The 18,806-nt window shown below is 51.8% G+C and carries 23 protein-coding genes; 17 read left to right on the forward strand and 6 right to left on the reverse strand.

Annotation, left to right across the window (positions count from 1 at the left end; translation table 11 throughout):
• Positions 1-4 precede the first annotated feature (4 nt).
• From EVJ23_RS10305 to EVJ23_RS10330, 5 genes are all read left to right on the forward strand, one after another.
• Complete coding sequence (locus EVJ23_RS10305; RefSeq protein ID WP_131441229.1) at positions 5-259, forward strand: hypothetical protein; 255 nt, start codon at positions 5-7, stop codon at positions 257-259.
• Positions 252-2,498 carry a molybdopterin oxidoreductase family protein gene (locus EVJ23_RS10310; protein ID WP_070328097.1) on the forward strand — a complete coding sequence of 749 codons (2,247 nt, stop codon included), beginning with the start codon at positions 252-254 and terminating at the stop codon, positions 2,496-2,498. The genes EVJ23_RS10305 and EVJ23_RS10310 overlap by 8 nt, the downstream gene beginning before the upstream one ends.
• Positions 2,495-3,037: a 4Fe-4S dicluster domain-containing protein gene (locus EVJ23_RS10315; protein WP_070328098.1), complete on the forward strand. Its 543-nt coding sequence runs from the start codon at positions 2,495-2,497 to the stop codon at positions 3,035-3,037. The genes EVJ23_RS10310 and EVJ23_RS10315 overlap by 4 nt, the downstream gene beginning before the upstream one ends.
• A gap of 20 nt (positions 3,038-3,057) precedes the next feature.
• Positions 3,058-3,564 carry a QcrA and Rieske domain-containing protein gene (locus tag EVJ23_RS10320; protein ID WP_070328099.1) on the forward strand — a complete coding sequence of 169 codons (507 nt, stop codon included), beginning with the start codon at positions 3,058-3,060 and terminating at the stop codon, positions 3,562-3,564.
• Between the two features lie 303 nt (positions 3,565-3,867).
• A complete protein-coding gene (locus EVJ23_RS10330) occupies positions 3,868-4,560 on the forward strand; it encodes a Crp/Fnr family transcriptional regulator (protein WP_070328101.1) in 693 nt (230 codons plus the stop codon).
• On the opposite strand, the gene EVJ23_RS10335 is transcribed toward EVJ23_RS10330, so the two are convergent.
• Positions 4,561-5,073 carry a hypothetical protein gene (locus tag EVJ23_RS10335; protein WP_236633756.1) on the reverse strand — a complete coding sequence of 171 codons (513 nt, stop codon included), beginning with the start codon at positions 5,071-5,073 and terminating at the stop codon, positions 4,561-4,563.
• 222 nt (positions 5,074-5,295) lie between these two features.
• Here EVJ23_RS10335 and EVJ23_RS10340 point away from each other — a divergent pair, with 222 nt between their 5' ends.
• Genes EVJ23_RS10340 through EVJ23_RS10385 form a run of 10 tightly spaced genes read left to right on the forward strand, consistent with a single transcriptional unit; the run spans position 5,296 to position 12,558 of the window.
• The gene (locus tag EVJ23_RS10340) at positions 5,296-6,612 is read left to right on the forward strand and encodes an MFS transporter (RefSeq protein ID WP_131441227.1); all 1,317 of its coding nucleotides are present in this window, start codon (positions 5,296-5,298) and stop codon (positions 6,610-6,612) included.
• 59 nt (positions 6,613-6,671) lie between these two features.
• Positions 6,672-7,682, forward strand: a complete 1,011-nt coding sequence (gene moaA, locus EVJ23_RS10345; protein ID WP_016507982.1) for a GTP 3',8-cyclase MoaA — start codon at positions 6,672-6,674, stop codon at positions 7,680-7,682.
• A gap of 4 nt (positions 7,683-7,686) precedes the next feature.
• Positions 7,687-8,190 (forward strand): MogA/MoaB family molybdenum cofactor biosynthesis protein, encoded by a 504-nt coding sequence (locus EVJ23_RS10350; RefSeq protein ID WP_070328105.1) that lies wholly within the window; start codon positions 7,687-7,689, stop codon positions 8,188-8,190.
• Positions 8,187-8,735, forward strand: a complete 549-nt coding sequence (locus EVJ23_RS10355; protein ID WP_131465873.1) for a molybdenum cofactor guanylyltransferase — start codon at positions 8,187-8,189, stop codon at positions 8,733-8,735. The genes EVJ23_RS10350 and EVJ23_RS10355 overlap by 4 nt, the downstream gene beginning before the upstream one ends.
• Positions 8,735-9,970 (forward strand): molybdopterin molybdotransferase MoeA, encoded by a 1,236-nt coding sequence (locus EVJ23_RS10360; RefSeq protein ID WP_131465875.1) that lies wholly within the window; start codon positions 8,735-8,737, stop codon positions 9,968-9,970. Before EVJ23_RS10355 ends, EVJ23_RS10360 begins: the two co-directional genes overlap by 1 nt.
• On the forward strand, positions 9,946-10,425 hold the full coding sequence (mobB, locus tag EVJ23_RS10365; protein WP_201739235.1) for a molybdopterin-guanine dinucleotide biosynthesis protein B: 480 nt from the start codon (positions 9,946-9,948) through the stop codon (positions 10,423-10,425). The genes EVJ23_RS10360 and mobB overlap by 25 nt, the downstream gene beginning before the upstream one ends.
• Positions 10,403-10,858 (forward strand): molybdenum cofactor biosynthesis protein MoaE, encoded by a 456-nt coding sequence (locus tag EVJ23_RS10370; RefSeq protein ID WP_131465877.1) that lies wholly within the window; start codon positions 10,403-10,405, stop codon positions 10,856-10,858. Before mobB ends, EVJ23_RS10370 begins: the two co-directional genes overlap by 23 nt.
• Positions 10,855-11,082, forward strand: coding sequence for a MoaD/ThiS family protein (locus EVJ23_RS10375; RefSeq protein WP_035385838.1), 228 nt, complete (start codon positions 10,855-10,857; stop codon positions 11,080-11,082). The genes EVJ23_RS10370 and EVJ23_RS10375 overlap by 4 nt, the downstream gene beginning before the upstream one ends.
• 4 nt (positions 11,083-11,086) lie before the next feature.
• On the forward strand, positions 11,087-11,551 hold the full coding sequence (gene moaC / locus EVJ23_RS10380; protein WP_131441220.1) for a cyclic pyranopterin monophosphate synthase MoaC: 465 nt from the start codon (positions 11,087-11,089) through the stop codon (positions 11,549-11,551).
• Positions 11,548-12,558, forward strand: a complete 1,011-nt coding sequence (locus tag EVJ23_RS10385) for a ThiF family adenylyltransferase (protein WP_131465879.1) — start codon at positions 11,548-11,550, stop codon at positions 12,556-12,558. Before moaC ends, EVJ23_RS10385 begins: the two co-directional genes overlap by 4 nt.
• Positions 12,559-12,592: 34 nt before the next feature.
• Here EVJ23_RS10385 and EVJ23_RS10390 read toward each other — a convergent pair whose 3' ends face one another.
• Both EVJ23_RS10390 and EVJ23_RS10395 read right to left on the reverse strand, forming a co-directional pair.
• Complete coding sequence (locus tag EVJ23_RS10390) at positions 12,593-12,877, reverse strand: LlsX family protein (protein ID WP_131465882.1); 285 nt, start codon at positions 12,875-12,877, stop codon at positions 12,593-12,595.
• 89 nt (positions 12,878-12,966) lie between these two features.
• Positions 12,967-14,163, reverse strand: coding sequence for a LysM peptidoglycan-binding domain-containing protein (locus EVJ23_RS10395; protein WP_071398801.1), 1,197 nt, complete (start codon positions 14,161-14,163; stop codon positions 12,967-12,969).
• 279 nt (positions 14,164-14,442) lie between these two features.
• On the opposite strand from EVJ23_RS10395, the gene EVJ23_RS10400 reads away from it, so the two are divergent.
• A complete protein-coding gene (locus EVJ23_RS10400; protein ID WP_131465884.1) occupies positions 14,443-15,192 on the forward strand; it encodes a FixH family protein in 750 nt (249 codons plus the stop codon).
• A 35-nt stretch (positions 15,193-15,227) separates the two neighbouring features.
• Here EVJ23_RS10400 and EVJ23_RS10405 read toward each other — a convergent pair whose 3' ends face one another.
• Positions 15,228-16,853, reverse strand: a complete 1,626-nt coding sequence (locus EVJ23_RS10405; RefSeq protein ID WP_070328113.1) for an ABC-F family ATP-binding cassette domain-containing protein — start codon at positions 16,851-16,853, stop codon at positions 15,228-15,230.
• 132 nt (positions 16,854-16,985) lie between these two features.
• Between EVJ23_RS10405 and EVJ23_RS10410 the strand changes: the two genes are divergently transcribed.
• Positions 16,986-17,597, forward strand: coding sequence for a stage II sporulation protein M (locus EVJ23_RS10410; protein WP_161567025.1), 612 nt, complete (start codon positions 16,986-16,988; stop codon positions 17,595-17,597).
• Between the two features lie 23 nt (positions 17,598-17,620).
• On the opposite strand, the gene EVJ23_RS10415 is transcribed toward EVJ23_RS10410, so the two are convergent.
• Both EVJ23_RS10415 and EVJ23_RS10420 read right to left on the reverse strand, forming a co-directional pair.
• Positions 17,621-18,343 carry a DNA/RNA nuclease SfsA gene (locus tag EVJ23_RS10415; protein ID WP_131465888.1) on the reverse strand — a complete coding sequence of 241 codons (723 nt, stop codon included), beginning with the start codon at positions 18,341-18,343 and terminating at the stop codon, positions 17,621-17,623.
• 2 nt (positions 18,344-18,345) lie between these two features.
• Complete coding sequence (locus EVJ23_RS10420) at positions 18,346-18,792, reverse strand: SACOL1771 family peroxiredoxin (protein WP_131465890.1); 447 nt, start codon at positions 18,790-18,792, stop codon at positions 18,346-18,348.
• Positions 18,793-18,806 lie beyond the last annotated feature (14 nt).

Below are 18,806 nucleotides of genomic sequence, written 5' to 3' on the forward strand. Positions count from 1 at the left end.
ACCGATGGGTACGCATGAAGAGATCGAACAAGTGAAACAATTGCTCGAAGGGTCGGACCAACTCGTGAAAGTAGACGAAGCACACACGGTCCAAGATCTCTGTCATTCCTGTCGTCGTCGGGCCCGTCTCGATTCGGCGTTAGGACGGTCTGGAAGTGACGGAATGCATTATCCGCTTCAAACGATCAACGGCTATCACGTCAGTGGATTTTCAAAACGAAGAGCGGAAACGTTCTATGGAGGGGAAGACGATGAGTGACTTTTTAACGTCGCCAGAAGTACAAAATTTAATCAAACCGGGCGAGAAATTGATTACGACCCATTGTTGCTACTGCGGGATGCAGTGCGGTATGCACATTCGCGTCGATGAGAAGACTGGGGCCGTAAAAGGGGTTGAACCCCGCTATGATTTTCCGGTCAACAAAGGAAAGCTTTGTCCGAAAGGGGTCACTGCCTATCAGACGATCGAGCACCCAGACCGCATTTTGACACCGCTCATCAAACGGAACGGAAAGTTCGAACAAGCGACATGGGAAGAAGCGCTCGACGTGATTGAAGAGAACTTCAAACGGATCCAACGGGAGCATGGAAAAGATGCGGTTTCCGTCTTCGGTGGTGTCTCGATGACGAACGAGAAGTGTTACCTCGTCGGGAAGTATGCTCGCGTCGCGCTCGGGACGCGGTTCATCGACTATAACGGACGCTTCTGTATGTCGTCGGCTGCCGGTGGGTTCTTGAAGACGCTCGGGATCGACCGCGGGGCGACGCTGCCGTGGACCGAGTTTGAACACGTCGACACGTTCTTCGTCGCCGGTTCGAACATCGCCGAATGTCATCCGACGACGACGCAACATATTTGGAAAGCAAAAGATAAAGGGGCCAAGATCATCGTGGCCGACCCACGCGAGATTCCGATGGCACGCGTGGCCGACGTCCACCTCGATTTGAAACCGGGAACGGATGCGGCGCTCGCGATGGGGTTGCTCAACTTCCTCGTCGAACACGACTACGTCGATCAAGCTTACGTAGACGAACGCTGCGATAACTACGAAGAGTTGAAGGCGTCCGTCCGAGACTGGTCGCTCGAACGAACGAGCGAAGTGACTGGGGTCGCGATCGAAAAAATTGAAAAAGCTGGTCATATTTACGGGAAGAGCCCACGATCAGTCATGTTGTTCGCTCGTGGTGTCGAGCAACAGTCAAAAGGGGTCGACAACGTATCGCTCTACACATCGATGGCACTTCTGCGTGGCATGATCGGGAAATTCGCCTCTGGCGTTGCGACGATGACCGGACAAGGCAACGGACAAGGTGGGCGCGAGCACGGACAAAAAGCCGACTTGTTGCCAGGATACCGCAAACTGACCGACCCGAAAGCGGTCGAATATGTGAGTGGGGTCTGGGGCATCGATCCTTCCGAAATGCCGAAACCAGGCGTTTCCGCGTTCGAGATGTTTGATGAAATTCAAGCTGGGACGATCCGAGCGATGCATCTCATGTGCTCGAACCCGGCCGTGTCGGCACCGAACCTTCCATACGTCTGGGACAGTTTCAACAAGCTTGACTTCTTCGTCGTCAGTGACTTCTTCATGTCCGAATCTTGTGAGTTCGCGGACGTCGTGTTGCCTGCTTGTTCTTGGGCGGAAGATGAAGGGACGACAACGAATTTAGAAGGACGAGTGATTCGGATTCGAAAAGTCCGTGAACCGCTCGGAGAGTCGCTCCCAGATTGGGAAATCATGAAACGAATCGCGGAACGAATGGGCCGTGGACAATACTTCCCGTACGAAACACCGCTTGAGATTTGGGAAGAGTTCCGGATCGCCACGAAAGGCGGACCGGCTGATTATTCCGGTATCACGTGGGATCGGATCGACAACGAATACGGCGTGTTCTGGCCGTGTCCGTCCGAAGATCATCCTGGTACACCGACGATGTTCAAAGAGCGCTTTGGGACGGCGAACGGGAAGGCGAATCTACCGGTCGTCACGTATCGTCCGGCGGGAGAATACGCGAATGAAGAATATCCGGTCACGCTCACGACAGGTCGGGTCGTCTTCCACTACCTTACGGGGAACCAGACACGACGCATCGATTTCTTGAGCACGATGTCAAAACTGCCGTTCGTTGAGATTCATCCTGAGCTCGCATCAAGCTATGGTCTTCAAACGGGAGACAAAGTCGAATTGAAGACACGCCGCGGCTCCATGATCGTCGAAGCACGTTTAACAAAAGCGATTCGAAAAGACACGGTCTTCGTCCCTTACCACTGGGGCAAAGAGCTCGCGATCAACCAATTGACGAATCCGTGCCTTGACCCGATGTCACGCATGCCCGAATTCAAAGTATGTGCGGTTAAAATGAAAAAATTGCCGGCTAACACCCCGCTGCACGTTAACCCGTTGACGGTTCCACTCGGTTCGAGCGTGCCGTTCATGGCGGACCATGCGATTGCGACGAGCTGTCACATCATGGATGAGGAGGTTCCTACAAAATGAATAAGGTCATGTATTTAGAATTTGAACGCTGTATCGGCTGTCGGGCCTGTCAAGCTGCTTGTCGGGAATGCGGGGACCACGATGGGCTCGAGCGGAACTACGTTGACTACATCGATTTCTCGGAGAGCCGTCAGACGTTCCCGATGATCTGCATGCAATGTAAAAATCCGGCCTGTGCCCAGGTCTGCCCGGCCAATGCGATTCAAATCACGCCAGAAGGCGTCGTGTTGTCCGCTTCGGAAGAAAAATGTATCGGCTGCCGCAACTGTACGTTCGCCTGCCCGTTCGGGATTCCGAAGTTCGATTTTGAGAAGAACAAGATGTACAAGTGTGACATGTGCTATGACCGCTCAAAACATGATATCGCGCCGATGTGTGCGTCTGTTTGTCCGTCGGATGCGATTCGCTTCATCGATCATGACGAGATGATGCAATTGCGCCGCCAGCGCGTGCAAATGAACATGATTGAAGGGAAAAAACCATCCCAAGACGATAAGTGGAATTACGTCCCTGAATTCTTTGGCGTCTATTCCGACTGAGGAAGAAAGGAAGATGACTTATGTCAAAAGAACCAAAAGACCGGGAACGCTTATCCGGACTCGTTGATAACTTGAGCCGAGCTGACGATGTGAAATTGAATCGCCGCGCCTTCATCAAGTCGACGTTCGGTGCCGGCATCGCGCTCGGTCTCGCGACAATCCCGTTCAATATCGCAACTTTCGTCCGCAGCGAGCCGAGAACCGACCGTCAGTTCATCACGACGGTCGAGGCGCTCGAACAGGGAAAATCGCTTGAATTCGAATATCCGGGCACGGAACCGTCACTTCTCGTCCATTTGAAAACCGGCGAATTTGTCGCCTATAATAATAAATGTACGCATTTACAGTGTCCGGTGTTCTATGTGGAAGAAGAAGACGTGCTCTTATGTCCATGCCACCGCGGTTATTTTAGCGTCGACGGTCAACCGCAGTCAGGACCGCCACAGCGAGAACTTCCTAAAATCTTGCTTGAGATCGAGAACGGGAAGATCTTTGCGGTCGGAAGAGAGATTCATCATGGGGCCTAAAGTATGGAGTTTAATCGGTCTTGTCATTTTATTGGCAACGAATATGGTTCTATTTCAATATACAATCGAAAGCTATATGGTGTATGACCACGCCTCGATGCGTCTATTCATGAGCATCGCCATTATAAATGTCGGCTTGATTATATTGTTATATCGATATTGGAAGAAAATTGAATATAGTGATAAATAATAACCTGCCCTTTGAAGCGCTTCCAAATGTTGATTGCGTTTCAAAGGTATTTGTGTTTAAAATGAAGTCAAGCTTCTAAATTGCACAGGTTTTTTTTAGGAAGGTCGGTGGAAATGACTCACTCTAGTAAAACGATGGTGCTCGATGAAACGAAAAAATTGGCCCATCGGATCATCCATGTTCCAAAAAATGGTTTCTTGTTTCGGGAGCAGGAGGATGCGTCTGAATTTTATATTGTAAAAAGCGGACTGATCCAAATCTCGAAATTGACCGAGAACGGGAAAGAGTTGACGTTACGTTGTTTGAGTGCGGAGGCTTGTTGCGGAGAATTGACGCTATTCGCGATCGAACCAAGATATTTATTCAACGCGAAAGCGTTAGAGGATAGCGAAATTTATGCCGTCAAAATTGACCGGATTGAAACGATGATTTTATCGTCAAATCCTGAGTTTGTTCGCGAGTTCATGATTATGATCAATGAACATATGCGGAAACAACATACAAAATTCCGAGACTTAGTATTGAACGGGAAAAAGGGAGCGCTCTACTCGACGCTCATTCGGATGGCGAACAGTTATGGGGTTGAAGTGGAAGATGGAATTCTCATCGATTTGAAACTCAAAAACCAAGAGCTCGCCAACTATTGCGGCACATCGCGTGAACGCGTGAACCGTATGTTGAACGAGCTCGCGCAAGACGGCGTCATCTCGTTGCCGTCTCGTCAAATCATCATCCATGACCTAGCACGGTTAAAGCTACTCAACCATTGTGAAGACTGTCCCGTCTCGGTCTGTGTCATCGATTGATCACATGACGGCGGCAAGCGCTAGCTCGCCTTCGAAATGTTCTAATCCGTCGGCCTCGATTGTGCAGGCCGATACATAAAACGCACCGTCTTCAACCAGTTCGTAAGACCGGAGTACACCTTCGGCAAGTTTGACGCCGTTTGCGCGGACCTCAACGACGACGCCTTCCATCGAACGGACACGGGCGGCTGCTAAAAAGTCTAGCCAGCGGTTGAACTGGCGGTAGACGGTTACCGTCGTCCCGTCTCTTAAATAGCCAATGACAGCTTTTGAATCCTCAATCGTTACGTCGTGGTGGGTATCGATTCGAACGAGCAAGTTGTGAAGTGCCTCTAGCTCTTCCATCGGGCTTTCGAGTGGAAACGTCAGCTCGATCCCGTCCTCTGTAAACGTAGCTTCGGCAATCGACGTGCCGAAGACACGAAACACGTGGGCATCGTCTTGACTATAGAAATATGGTTGCAGCGCCAGTCGAACCTCTGGTGTGCATTGAATTTGAATCAGATGTGACATCTTCATCCCTCCTCTATTCCTTATCGTAAGGAATCGGGGAGGGATTTTCTGTGTTCAATGTCACAGAAACAAAAAGAAGAAGATATTGTCACAGATTGATGACAGGGCAATTAAAACTATCAAAATGCGAAATAAGTGTGAAAGAAGGCACACTTTTTTTATAGGGGGGTCGATAGGATGGGATTAGGGTACGAATTGAACCGTTAAGAGGAGGAATAGACAATGCAACAATTAGACAAAGGATCGCACGCGCTCGCCGAGTGGACGCCAGAGGATGCAGGGTTTTGGGAAGGGACGGGAAAACAAGTCGCCAATCGGAACTTGCTCGTCTCCGTCCCGGCATTGACACTCGCGTTTATCGTCTGGCAGATGTGGTCGGTCGCGGCCGTTCAATTGAATTCAATCGGGTTTAGCTTTACACAAGGTCAGTTGTTCACATTGGCCGCACTACCTGGACTCGTCGGGGCGACGTTGCGCTTTTTCTATACGTTTGCGAACAGTATATTCGGCGGAAGGAACTGGACGATCTTCTCGACGTCGGTGCTATTGTTGCCGCTTCTCGGCATCGCTTACGCTGTCCAAAACGTGAACACACCTTATTGGGTATTCATGATTTTAGCCGCCCTCTGTGGCCTCGGAGGTGGGAATTTCTCTTCTTCAAACGCTAACATCGGTGCGTTTTATCCGAAAGCGAAAAAAGGAACGGCGCTTGGCATTAACGGAGGTATCGGAAACTTGGGTGTCTCGCTCGTTCAATTGATCACTCCGCTCGTCATTACGACAAGTATTTTCGGGTTCATCGGTGGGAACGCGCTTGTGACGGAGACCGGTCAACAGATTTGGCTACAAAACGCCGCGCTCCTCTGGGTCGTCCCGACGATTGTGTTGGCTCTCTGTGCGTATTGGTTTATGGATAATTTACCGACCGCACGCCAGTCGCTCCGTGATCAGGCGAGTGTATTCAAAGAAAAGCATTTTTGGATTCAAACGTTGCTCTATACCGCTGCATTCGGCTCGTTCATCGGCTATGCGGCAGCATTCCCGATGATTTTGAAGTTGAAATTCCCTGAATCGGATTTGATGGCGCTTGCGTTTCTAGGAGCGTTCCTTGGCGCATCTTCGCGCCCGTTTGGAGGCTGGATTAGCGATAAGGTCGGAGCGGCCAAGGTGACGCTCGTCGTGTTCGGTATCATGGCGCTCGGGACGATATCGGTCATCATGGCCATCACGAACAACAACTTGACGATGTTCTTCTTGTCGTTCGTCGTCTTGTTCATTGCGACCGGCCTCAACTCAGGTGCGACGTTCGCGATGATCCCCCACGTGTTCGTGGCGACGAAAACACCAGCCGTTGTCGGGTTCTCGGCAGCGTTCGCGGCATATGGAGCGTTCTTCATTCCGAAGATGTTCGGTTGGTCGCTTGAACTCGTCGGCTCATTCAACGGTGCGCTGTTCGTCATGCTCGGACTTTATGCGATTTCGATCGCGACCACGATTTACTACTACTTGCGAAGCGGGGCTGAAAAACCGATTCGCTGACAACCGAGGAAGGGACTTTGATAGTCCCTTCTGTCGTTGATTGACAGAGAGGATGAATCATGATGACACCATGGACTGATCGACGGAGACGACCGTTAGAAGATTTACGCATCTCGGTCATTGATAAATGTAACTTCCGTTGCCGCTATTGTATGCCGGAAGAGGCGTTCCGCCACCATCAATTCTTAAAACGAGATGAGCTGTTGTCGTTTGACGAAATCGAGCGGTTCGTTCGCATCGTTGCGCCACATGGTGTGAGAAAAATTCGTTTGACTGGGGGCGAACCGCTGCTCAGGCCAAATCTTGATGAGTTGATTCGCCGCCTCCGCACCGTCACGACAATCGAGACGATCGGTTTGACGACGAACGGCGTCTACTTGGAGCGAATGGCTAAAGTATTGAAACAAGCCGGGCTCGACCGGGTTAACGTCAGTCTTGATGCCTTGTCGCCCGAGACGTTCGGGATGATGAACGGTCGGGGCACGTCACCGGAGGCAGTCCTCCGTGGCATTGATGAGGCGAAACGGCAAGGTCTTGAAGTGAAAGTGAATATGGTCGTCCGAAAAGGATGGAACGATCACGAAGTCGCGCCGATGGCCGCTTATTTCAAAGAGCGAAACATCACGCTCCGATACATCGAATTCATGGACGTCGGCACGGCGAACGAGTGGAACGTCGAGCATGTCGTTTCTTCTGAATCGATTCTCGAGGTGTTGAAACAACGAAATGGATTACTCGAACCACTTGCACCTGAATCACTAGGAGAAGTCGCACAACGTTACCGTTACACCGATGGAGCGCAAGTCGGTTTCATCTCATCGGTCAGTCAACCGTTCTGCGGGACGTGTACGCGAGGCCGCCTGTCGAGTGACGGTAAATGGTATACGTGTCTTTTCGCTGAAGACGGGACTGATATTCGTGAACTGCTCCGCAGCGGGGCGAGCGATGACCTCATCGCCATGACACTGAAGATGGTGTGGGAAGTACGCGACGACCGTTATTCAGAAGAGCGAACACGGACAGGGAATCGGACACGCAATCGTATTGAAATGAGTTATATCGGAGGATAGAGACATGCAAGCACACAATCACGCACATCAAAACATGAAGAGCGTAAAGGCAGCCATTTTAACGATTTCAGATACACGCACGCTCGATACGGACGTGTCTGGCGAACATATTTGCACGTTATTAAAAGAGAACGCGCACACGGTCACATATCGTGAGATCACAAAAGACGATGCGACAGAAATCGAAGCGGCCGTCAAACGAATGGTCGACGAAAACATGGACGTCATCTTGACGACCGGCGGTACGGGTATTACAAAACGTGACGTCACGATTGAAACGATCCGGCCGCTGCTCGACCGCGAAATGGTCGGCTTTGGTGAGTTGTTCCGTCATGTCAGCTTCACGGAAGACATCGGTCCGGCTGCGATGTTGTCACGGGCCTTGGCTGGACGCATTGGAAATACCATCATTTTCTCGATGCCAGGTTCACGCGGAGCCGTCGATTTGGCGATGACACGATTGATTTTACCTGAACTTTCGCACATCGTCTGGGAAGCGACGCGATGATTGGAATCGTCTTGGCAGGGGGCCGGTCGCGCCGGTTCGGATCTCCGAAATGGCAGGCCCGTTATCAAGGCGCCTCGTTTGAAGAACGAGCCAGGCAGACGCTCGTCTCGACGACGACAGCACAATGGAGCGTCGTACCAGCTGGCATGGTGACCGACGATTATCAGCTTGAAGATACTTTCGAATGGCGAGGCATGGGACCGCTCGCCGGCATCGTCACCGTGATGCGTCAAAAGCCTGACGACTGGTACGCTGTCTGTGCGTGTGACACGCCACTGCTTCCTTCAGAAGTATATGAGCGGCTCGCCTTAGAACGAGATGGTCGCCCGGTTGTCGCTGTTGCGGACGACAGACTGCATCCGCTCATCGCCTTGTATCCGCGGTCGATGTTACCACGATTTGAAGACGCGTTAAGACGAGGCGAGCGGGCGGTCATGCCTCATGTAGCAGCCGCGACGATCGTCACGTTTGATGAACGGGATTGGTTTAAAAATGTGAACACACCGAGCGAATATGCGGCGGTGCTACGGAAGGAAGTGGACTGATGGAGAAGGTATCGACGTTGTTTCGCAAACCGCTCGCAATCGATGAAGCGATATCACTCGTCCGAGAAGCGACGGGTGAGCCCGCAATAGAGACAGTCATGCTGCATGAGGCGAATGGACGTATTCTCGCGACGGACCTCATCGCGACGCATGACGTCCCAGCCTTTGATAAATCGCCGTATGACGGTTTTGCCGTCCGAGCTGTCGACTTGATGTCAGCGAGCCGTGACGAGCCGGTGACCTTGTCCGTTCAATACGTGCAAGGAGCGGGGCACGTCGGCCCACCGCTGTTAGACGGTCACGCCATCCGCATCATGACGGGTGCTAAAATCCCAGACGGGGCAGACGCGGTCGTCATGCTCGAAATCGTTCAGGCGGATGAACAACGAGTAACGTTCAAACGTCCTGTCCGAGATAAAAACATCTCCTATCGTGGGGAAGACGTGGCGACCGGTGCTCATATCGTGAATCGTGGCACCCGTATCAACCCCGGCATCATTGCCTTGCTCGCGACGTTCGGCTACGAGCGGGTCGAGGTGTTCACAAAACCGTGGATTACCGTGTTCGCGACAGGGGATGAACTCTCCGAACCAGGGGAGAGAAAAGCTGAGGGTCAAATTTACAATTCCAACGCCTATATGATTCTTGCTCAGATCGAGGAGCTCGGCGGGAGAACGGTATATGGCGGGATTCTTCCCGATACGTTTCCCGCGACGAAACATGCAATCGAAGAAGCGCTACACACGAGTGACGCCATCGTCACGACGGGTGGAGTGTCGGTCGGAGATTTTGACTACTTACCGGACGTTTACGAAGCACTCGGTGCGTCTGTATTGTTCAACAAAGTCGGGATGCGCCCGGGGTCCGTCACGACGGTCGCGAACGTCGAAGGCCGATTGTTGTTTGGGTTATCCGGGAATCCGTCCGCTTGCTTCGTCGGTACGGAATTGTTTGTCGGGACATATATGAAGACGCTATATGGACAAGCCGAGCGTACGGTCGTACAGGCGGAACTCGGTGTTGATTTTTCGAAACCGAATCCGTTCGACCGGTTCGTACGTGCCCATGTGACGATTGATTCGACCGGACACGCGGTCGTTCATCCGAGCGGAAAAGATAAGTCGGGTATCGTCTCCTCACTCGCGTCATGTAACGCGTTGATCCATCTACCGGGCGGGACGAGAGGATTTCAGAAAGGGGACATGGTACGATGTCGAATCATCGATCAACTTTGACGATCTTGCAAGTGGTCGGCTATCAAAATAGCGGAAAGACATCGTTCGTTTCCGAGCTGACAGAACGGTTGTCGGCGACGGGGTTCCGTGTCGGGGTGATCAAACACCACGGACATGGAGGGGCGCTCGACCTGCCAATGACTGACTCGCATCGCCACGCCCTAGCCGGAGCCGTGTTATCGAGTGTGATCAGTGAGAACGGGACGTTCATCGAGTGGAAAGCCGTCGACACGTTTGAATTACTCGTGAATTGGTATGAAGCGCACGTCGATGTGCTGCTCATTGAAGGCTACAAGCAGAAAAACTATCCGAAAGTGGTACTCGTTCGAGAAGGTTTTGAACAACCGGTCAACTTGACGAATGTGATCGCAATCGGTGATTCCGTGAAAGACCGGAATCACTTGATGAGTTCGGTGGAAGGGTGGATGGCATATGAACTGGTATCAAGTGAATGAACGTCCCCTCGAGCCGATGGCACTCTACGAAGCGGTCCGGCACCGAAACGTCGGGGCCGTCGTCCTGTTTATCGGAACGGTAAGGGAGATGACCGGAGCGAAACAGACCGAACTGCTCGAGTACGAATCCTACGTGCCGATGGCCGAGAAAATGCTCGAACAAATCGCGAAAGAAGTCGATGAGCGTTGGCCTGGCGCTTTAACTGCGATTCATCACCGAATTGGCCGGCTCGATATTTTGGAAGAAGCAGTCGTGATTGCGACAAGCTCGGCCCACCGCGCCGACGCTTACGAGGCGAATCGGTACGCAATCGAACGAATTAAGGAAATTGTCCCGATTTGGAAACGGGAGCACTGGACGGATGGCACGAAATGGATCGGAGATCAAAAAGAACAGCAGCCTGGACGCCCGGAAGGAGTGACGCTTAAATGATTAAAGTATTATGTTTTGCCCACGTGGCAGAAGAATTGTCAGTTCGATCTTATACAGTTCCCGCTCCGCAAACAATCGCTTCCCTGCGCAAAGGATTGTCGGACAGGGGCGTGTCGGGTGCAGAGCGTCTCATGTTCGCGGTCAACGAACGCTATGAGACTGACGAGTATGTGGTCGAGGCCGGCGACACGGTCGCTGTGATCCCGATGGTGAGTGGAGGGTGACACGATGGAATTGACGCATATGAATGGACAGGGACGAGCGTGGATGGTCGACGTATCAGGAAAAGAAGAAACGACGCGAACTGCTCGCGCCCGGACATCAGTCGAATTGAGCAGTTCGCTCAAACAGCTCATCACAAACGGCGGGCTTGAGAAAGGTGACGTCCTCGCTGTGGCACAAGTAGCCGGAATCATGGCCGCCAAAGAGACGAGCCGAATCATCCCGATGTGTCATCCGCTCGCCTTGAAGAAAATCGATTTGACGTTTGAATGGGATGGCACCGATCTCATCATCGAATCATTCGTCAAAACAAAAGGCGATACCGGTGTCGAGATGGAAGCATTGACGGCCGCGACGATTGCGGCGTTGACCGTTTATGATATGACGAAAGCCGTCGATAAAGGCATCGTCATTGGACCGACCTACTTGCTTGAGAAGCACGGCGGGAAGTCAGGAGACTATATCCGATGACACACTCGTCGGAACGTTATGCACGGCAAGCCCGTTTTCATGGAATCGGTGCGGACGGGCAAGCGGAACTGATGACAAAGCGCGTACTTGTCGTCGGTCTCGGCGCGCTCGGTGCGGCTGTGACCGATCAGCTCGTTCGGGCCGGTGTCGGACTCGTCATCGTCGACCGGGATTATGTGGAAGTGACGAACCTGCAACGGCAAACGCTGTATACGGAACAAGACGCGACAGCGGAGACGCCGAAAGCAATCGCTGCGCTTGAGCGGTTGCGAGCAATCAACGGAGACGTTGAAATCGACGCGCACATCGCCGACGTCTCGTGGGACTGGCTTCGTCCCTTGCCTCACGTCGACCTCGTCTTGGACGCGACGGACAACGTCGAGACACGTCTGTTGTTGAACGATTTCGCGCTCGAGCGAGGCATTCCGTTCTTGTTCGCTTCTTGCGTCGGGGCGTATGGCATGAACTATACCGTATTGCCGGGTGAGGCACCTTGTCTCCGCTGTCTCATGCGCCACTTGCCGCTCGCTGGGCAGACGTGTGCGACAGCCGGAGTCGTGGCGCCAATCGTCCACCACGTCGCGAGCCGGCAAGCTGTCGAGGCGTTGAAATATTTGACGGGGCGACATGAGAAATTGGAACGTCGACTTTTGATTGAGGACTTATGGGAAAATCAGTCGCAACGACTCGATGTCGAACGGCTTGTCGACGCGGCGTGTCCGTCGTGCCAACAGAACGAGTATCCGAGTCTCGTCTCGAACCGGCAACAGACGGCTCTTCTATGCGGACGTGACGTTGTTCAAGTTCGTCGGTCCATCGAAGGACTTGAGCCGATCGCGAACCAACTTGAGCGCGCTGACATCACAATGAAAAAGACGCCATTCACGTTAGAATGGCGGTGGCGAGGTCACCGGATGCTCTTATTCAAAGATGGTCGGGTCCTCGTCCACGGTGTCAACGACCCGCATGTTGCGGTCGCCATGGTCGATGAGTGTCTCGGTGCATAAAAAAGATGTCCATCGAGGCCGATGGACATCTTTTTTATGCGGCTGTTTTTGCATGCCGATTCTTTCGAAGAGAACGATACGTCTCAACCAATGCGATACAAGCACCCGTGATCACAATTCCAATCCAAGTCATATTTTCGTTATTCGCTATTTCGTTCTCGTTCGTCACTCGAAAAATTTCGATATTAGCGAATGTGATTGGATCTCCGGTCGTTTGCGCATCGGAATAACCTAGCCAAATCACAGTAAAGAAGATAACGGTAGATAACCCGATTCCGATTACTGTTTCGATTCCAAGACGTAGCATCGTTCGTCCCATTTCAATTTCTCCCCTCAATGAATGGATGAATCATTCTTAATTTCCATTTACGAGGCGTTTGATAAAAAAGTTTCATACATTACACTTGCTCAGCGTGGAATCGTGAGCACTTGACCGACGCTGATCAAATTGATGTTCGTGATGTTGTTGGCGGCAGCGATTTTGGCGACGGTCGTATTATATGTCGTCGCAATCTTATAGAGAGTGTCGCCTGACTTGACGGTATACTTCACGGTCGTCGCTGGCGGAGGAGTGACGGTTGTTCCTGGGATGACCAGGACTTGACCGACGCTGATCAGGTTGATGTTGGTGATGTTATTGGCAGCAGCGATTTTGGCGACGGTCGTTTTGTACAGTGTCGCAATCTTGTAGAGTGTATCGCCTGCTTTTACCGTATATTTGACAGTCGTCGTTGGGGGTGGCGTGACGCTTGTTCCTGGAATGACGAGCACTTGACCGACACTGATCAAGTTGTAGTTCGTGATCTTGTTGGCGGCAGCGAGTGCAGCGACTGTGACGTTGTAAGCCCGAGCGATGCTATAGAGCGTGTCGCCTGATTTGACAGTATACGTTTTAGAGGTTGAAGTAGATTGGTAAGCGAGCAATTGGGAAACTGTCACGAATTTGTAGCCTTTTGCTTTCAGTTGCGAGATCATCGTCGGCAAGGCGAGCGGTGTGCCTGGCGCACCAGCACCGGTGTGCATGAGGACGATCGATCCTGGTTTGATGTTCGTTTGGACTTTCGTATTGATTTGGCTAGCAGTGAGTCCTTTCCAGTCAATCGTATCGATGTTCCATTGGATCGTATAAGCGTAGCCGGCAGCGCCGACACCGCTCAAGACGGCGCTGTTCACGGCGCCAAACGGAGCCCGGAAGATCGGTTTTGTCGTTTTGCCGGTCAGTGACTTAACGATTGCTTCGGTACGGTCGAGTTCGGTCTTCATTTGAGTGGCGGTCAACTGGGTGAAGTATGGGTGGCTGTACGAGTGGTTACCTACTTGGTGACCTTTAGCTGCGATGTTTTTAATGTATTGAGGATGGTGGTTGGCGCCGGTTCCAGTCAAAAAGAAAGTGGCTTTGACGTTGTTCTTGGCAAGTATGTCCAAAATCTTGTTCGTATTCGCACCATCCGCTCCGTCATCGAACGTCAACGCCACGACTTTACTCGTCGTGTTCACGCTCGTTATGAACTTCGAAGCAGCGGCATCAGCTGATTTTGGATAGGTGACTAACGGTGCCAGCAGAATCAACAAGGCCATCAATAACCGTACAAATTTGCTCTTCATTTTTCCTTTCGCCTCCATTCTTGGTGTATGTATCTTGGTGTCAAGGCTTTCCATATATTGAGCTGTGTATATATTTTATATACCCCGTTTTGTTCCAAAACACGTTATAATCCTAAAAATAGGCAAAGGAATTTTTGGATAATGACTCTCAAATTTTGTGTTCAATTTATGAGCGGAAGACGTGGTAAATATCACAAAATCCTCACACAATTCCTGAAAAAGGATGATATCATGAACAATGTGTGAAACGTGTAAGCGATTAACTAGGGGGGATTCATAATGAAACAAACAGTGAAACGAATCGGGATGACGACAGGAATAATCGGTTTGTTCGTCCTTGGGGCATGCGGGACAGAAGAGGCGGACAATGCGACGGAGACGGTGCAGTCGATGGAACCTGTCGAAGCAGAATTGAACGTACCGGCGACAGCGGAAATAGATGAAGCGGTCACATTATCGGTTCGCGTCACGCAAGAAGGTGCAGGGGTTGATGATGCGGACGAGATCAAGTTCGAAGTGTGGAAGAACGGCGCCAAAGAAGAGAGCGAGATGATGAAAGCTTCGCTCACAGAAGACGGGGTCTATGAGACGGAAGCAACGTTTGCGGATGAAGCGGTCTATACGGTCCAAGTCCACGTGACGGCGCGGGCGATGCATACGATGCCGACAGCGAACGTGACGGTCGGTCATCCAGAAACAGAAGCCGAAGCCGAGGCTGAAACAGACCATCACCAACACGCCGGGGCCGATATCACACTCGATCCAAAGCAAGTGACGGCGAATGAAGCGAGCCCGTTCACCGTCAACGTTGAAATTGACCATGAGGTGCTGACAGGTGCGGACGTTCAACTTGAAGTATTCAAAGACGGTGCGGATAAGCACGATTGGGTGAAGCTTGAGGAAACGGAAAACGGAAGCTATGCGGGTGAGCATACGTTCCCGGAGACCGGTACGTACAACGTCCAAGTTCATGTGACGAAAGGACACGACATCCATGAACACGTCATGGAGACAGTCGAAGTCAAATAAAAAAATCGATCGGCGCACGCGCCGATCGATTTTTATTATGCGTTTTGGTAAAGTGATTCGACTTGTTGTTGAAGCGATTCGTTCTCGAGGAACTGGTCGTACGTCGCTTCTTTGTCGACAATCCCATTCGGCGTCACTTCGATGATGCGTGTCGCAATCGTCGAGATGAGCTGATGGTCATGTGAACTGAAGAGGAGTACGCCTTTGAACGTCTCGAGTCCGTTGTTGAGCGCTGTGATCGATTCGAGGTCCAAGTGGTTCGTCGGATCGTCAAGGACGAGCACGTTCGAGTTCGAGAGCATCATCTTCGAGAGCATGCAACGAACTTTCTCTCCCCCTGAGAGGACAGACGCTTTCTTCATGACTTCTTCGCCAGAGAAGAGCATACGGCCGAGGAAACCACGGAGGAACGTATCTGACTCGTCAGCTGGCGAGAACTGGCGTAACCAGTCCAAGATGCTCTTATCTGAGCCTTCGAAGTATTCCGAGTTGTCTTTCGGGAAGTACGATTGGATCGTCGTCACGCCCCATTTGACCGTACCCGTGTCTGGCTCCATCTCACCCATGAGGATCTTGAAGAGTGTCGTGATGGCGACGTCGTTGCGACCGACGAAAGCGACTTTGTCCATTTTGTTCAATGAGAACGTGACGTTGTCGAGTACTTTGACGCCGTCGATCGTCTTCGAGACGTTGTCGACGTACAAGACGTCATTTCCGATTTCACGTTCCATCGAGAAACCGACGAACGGATAACGGCGTGATGACGGACGGATGTCGTCCAGTGTGATCTTATCGAGCAACTTTTTACGCGATGTCGCTTGACGCGCCTTCGAAGCGTTCGAGCTGAAACGAGCGATAAAGTTTTGGAGCTCTTTGATCTTCTCTTCTTTTTTCTTGTTCTGGTCGTTGGCCATGCGCGATGCGAGTTGGCTCGACTCGTACCAGAAGTCGTAGTTCCCGACGTACAGTTGAATTTTACCGAAGTCGAGGTCAGCCATATGTGTACAAACTTTGTTCAAGAAGTGACGGTCGTGGGAAACGACGATGACAGTGTTCTCGAAGTTGATCAAGAACTCTTCGAGCCATTGAATCGCTTTGATGTCAAGTCCGTTCGTCGGCTCATCGAGGAGCAAGATGTCTGGCTTACCGAACAACGCTTGGGCAAGGAGTACCTTGACTTTCTCGCCACCCGTGAGCTCGCTCATGAGTTTATGGTGCGACGCGTCAGTAATGCCAAGACCTTGAAGCACCGTTGCGGCTTCCGACTCGGCTTCCCAACCGTTCATCTCAGCGAATTCACCTTCGAGTTCAGCGGCACGCATGCCGTCTTCGTCAGAGAAATCTTCTTTCATATAGATTGCATCTTTTTCTTTCATGACTTGATACAAGCGCTCATGGCCTTTGATGACTGTTTCAAGCACAGCCTGGTCTTCGTACGCATAATGGTCCTGTTTGAGGACGGCGAGACGTTCGCCAGGTGAGAAGCTGACGTCACCCGTTGACGTCTCTTGCTCACCGGCAAGAATTTTCAAGAATGTTGATTTACCGGCACCGTTCGCGCCGATCAAGCCGTAACAGTTGCCTGGTGTGAACTTGATGTTCACGTCTTCGAACAACTTACGGCCACCGAATTGAAGACTTACGTTATTTACTGTAATCATGTATAGAATACCTCGTTTTTCTGATTTGTTTACGACGTGTATTGTATCACGTTTTTTAAAAACGCGCAGTCGCGGGTAAATATGAAACAAATGTGGAACGGATTCGTATGAATGGATAAGGGGGAATCGTTCATGAAAACATCACTATCGATCCGCGAGGCGTGGAACGACTACTACCGCAAAGATTTCGTCCGACTGTTGCTCGTGTTCTTCGTGACAGTCGTCGTCTCGTATTGGTTATTCCGCACGTTCGTCGCGGCCGAACAAGTCGACGAGATTTTAGCCCAACTCGGCGAATCGTTTGAAGCGAGCGGGCTGACGTTCGACTCGAGCGCACGCGACACGATGATCGCCTTGTTCGTGAACAATACACGTGTCACGTTGCTCGCCTTCTTACTCGGGATGATCCCACTCTTCATCCCGTACGTGTTCGTCGTCATCAACGCCGCCGTCATCGGTCTCGTCGCCATGCTCGTCGGTTTCACGGGCGAGTCGGTCATTAAAGTGCTCGTTCTCGGGATTTTACCGCACGGCGTCACCGAAATCTCGGCGATTCTGCTCGGGGCGGCGATGGGACTGTCGCTCAACCGTCATGTATGGAAGAAGTTACGAGGAAAAGAGACGGACGTCACGTTCAAAGCGCTATTGCTCGCAGGGATCAAGACGTTCTTATTTATCGCGGTCCCGCTCCTCGCTGTCTCCGCTGTCATCGAGGCGTACGTCACGCCGCTCTTGCTACAGTAAAAGTCATCGCAGGATTGCTTTTTTTAATTGAAGTAATGTGTCGTCTCGAGACAGCGCAGCGGGGTAATTCCTTCTAAGGTGACTTCGCAGTTCAACTGCCAGACTTCGAACCCGTCCACGATCGCGTCACGAATCCGTTGGCGAATCAAAGCGTCGTGTCTCCGCTTCGGATTGCCGGTGAAGATGGGCGCATCATATAAGAAGACATACAATAAAACGGCCCGTCCTGCTTGTGGCAACGTCGCGATCAGTGTTTCAAGATGACGGATGAACCGTTTCGTCTCGACAGGGGTTTGCCTTGCGTTTCCTTCAAAGTGAGGGAGCGGCGTCACGAACAGTTCCGTCAGCGGTGTTTTCACTTCCATGTAGACTGCATCGACTTTGAAATCGAGGCGTGAACCGCCTGACACGATTTCACGTTCGACCCGTTCTAGAGACGGAAAGACCGGCAAAGCGTCCGCTTTCAAGAGATGTTCGACGTAGTCGTTGGCCCGTCCTTGATGGATGCCGATCCAGCGCTTGTCCCGGTCAATCGAGATGGCTTCCACCGTGAAAGAAGTATGGCGTCGCAGATTGTTTGCCGCCGAAACGAGGCAAGGCACACCGTCGAAGACGAGATCACCGATTCGCCCTGTGACCGGACAGTGGCACGCGACAATCTTGTCATCGAGCAACACGTCCATGACGAAGCGGTTGCGCCGCTTGACGATCACCCCTTCTTTTAACGGTCGTTCAAACCGGTACATCGTCAGCCGACGCGAGTGACCGTCGTGTCGAGCTCGAACGTCACGTTGCCGGCCAAGGCGCGTGAAATCATACAGCCGTCTTTCGCTTTCTTAGCAATCCGTTCGACGAGCGTGATATCCCGGTCGGTCGCCGCAGCGCGGACGTTTATCACGGTTTTATAACGGATCGTCTCGTATGTGAACACGCCGTTCGTCACGTCGACGATGCCTTCGGCGTCGATTGTGATACCTTGATGGGAAAGATCGCTCCGTCCGAGCATGGCCGCAAGCGTGATGATATAGCACGTCGCCGCAGCTCCGAGGAGCATCTCATCGGGATTCGTCCCGATACCAGGGCCGTCCATTTCCGGGGGAATCGAAATTTGCGTCTTCAACCGTTCGGCCTCGATCGTGCCGACGTCGTTACGTCCGCCAGTCCAGTCAAGGTTCATGTGAAACGTATGCTTCATAAAAATCGCCTCCA

The sequence above is a fragment of the Exiguobacterium sp. SH1S1 genome (assembly GCF_004337245.1).
In the GTDB taxonomy this organism is placed as follows: Bacteria; Bacillota; Bacilli; order Exiguobacteriales; family Exiguobacteriaceae; genus Exiguobacterium; species Exiguobacterium aurantiacum_A.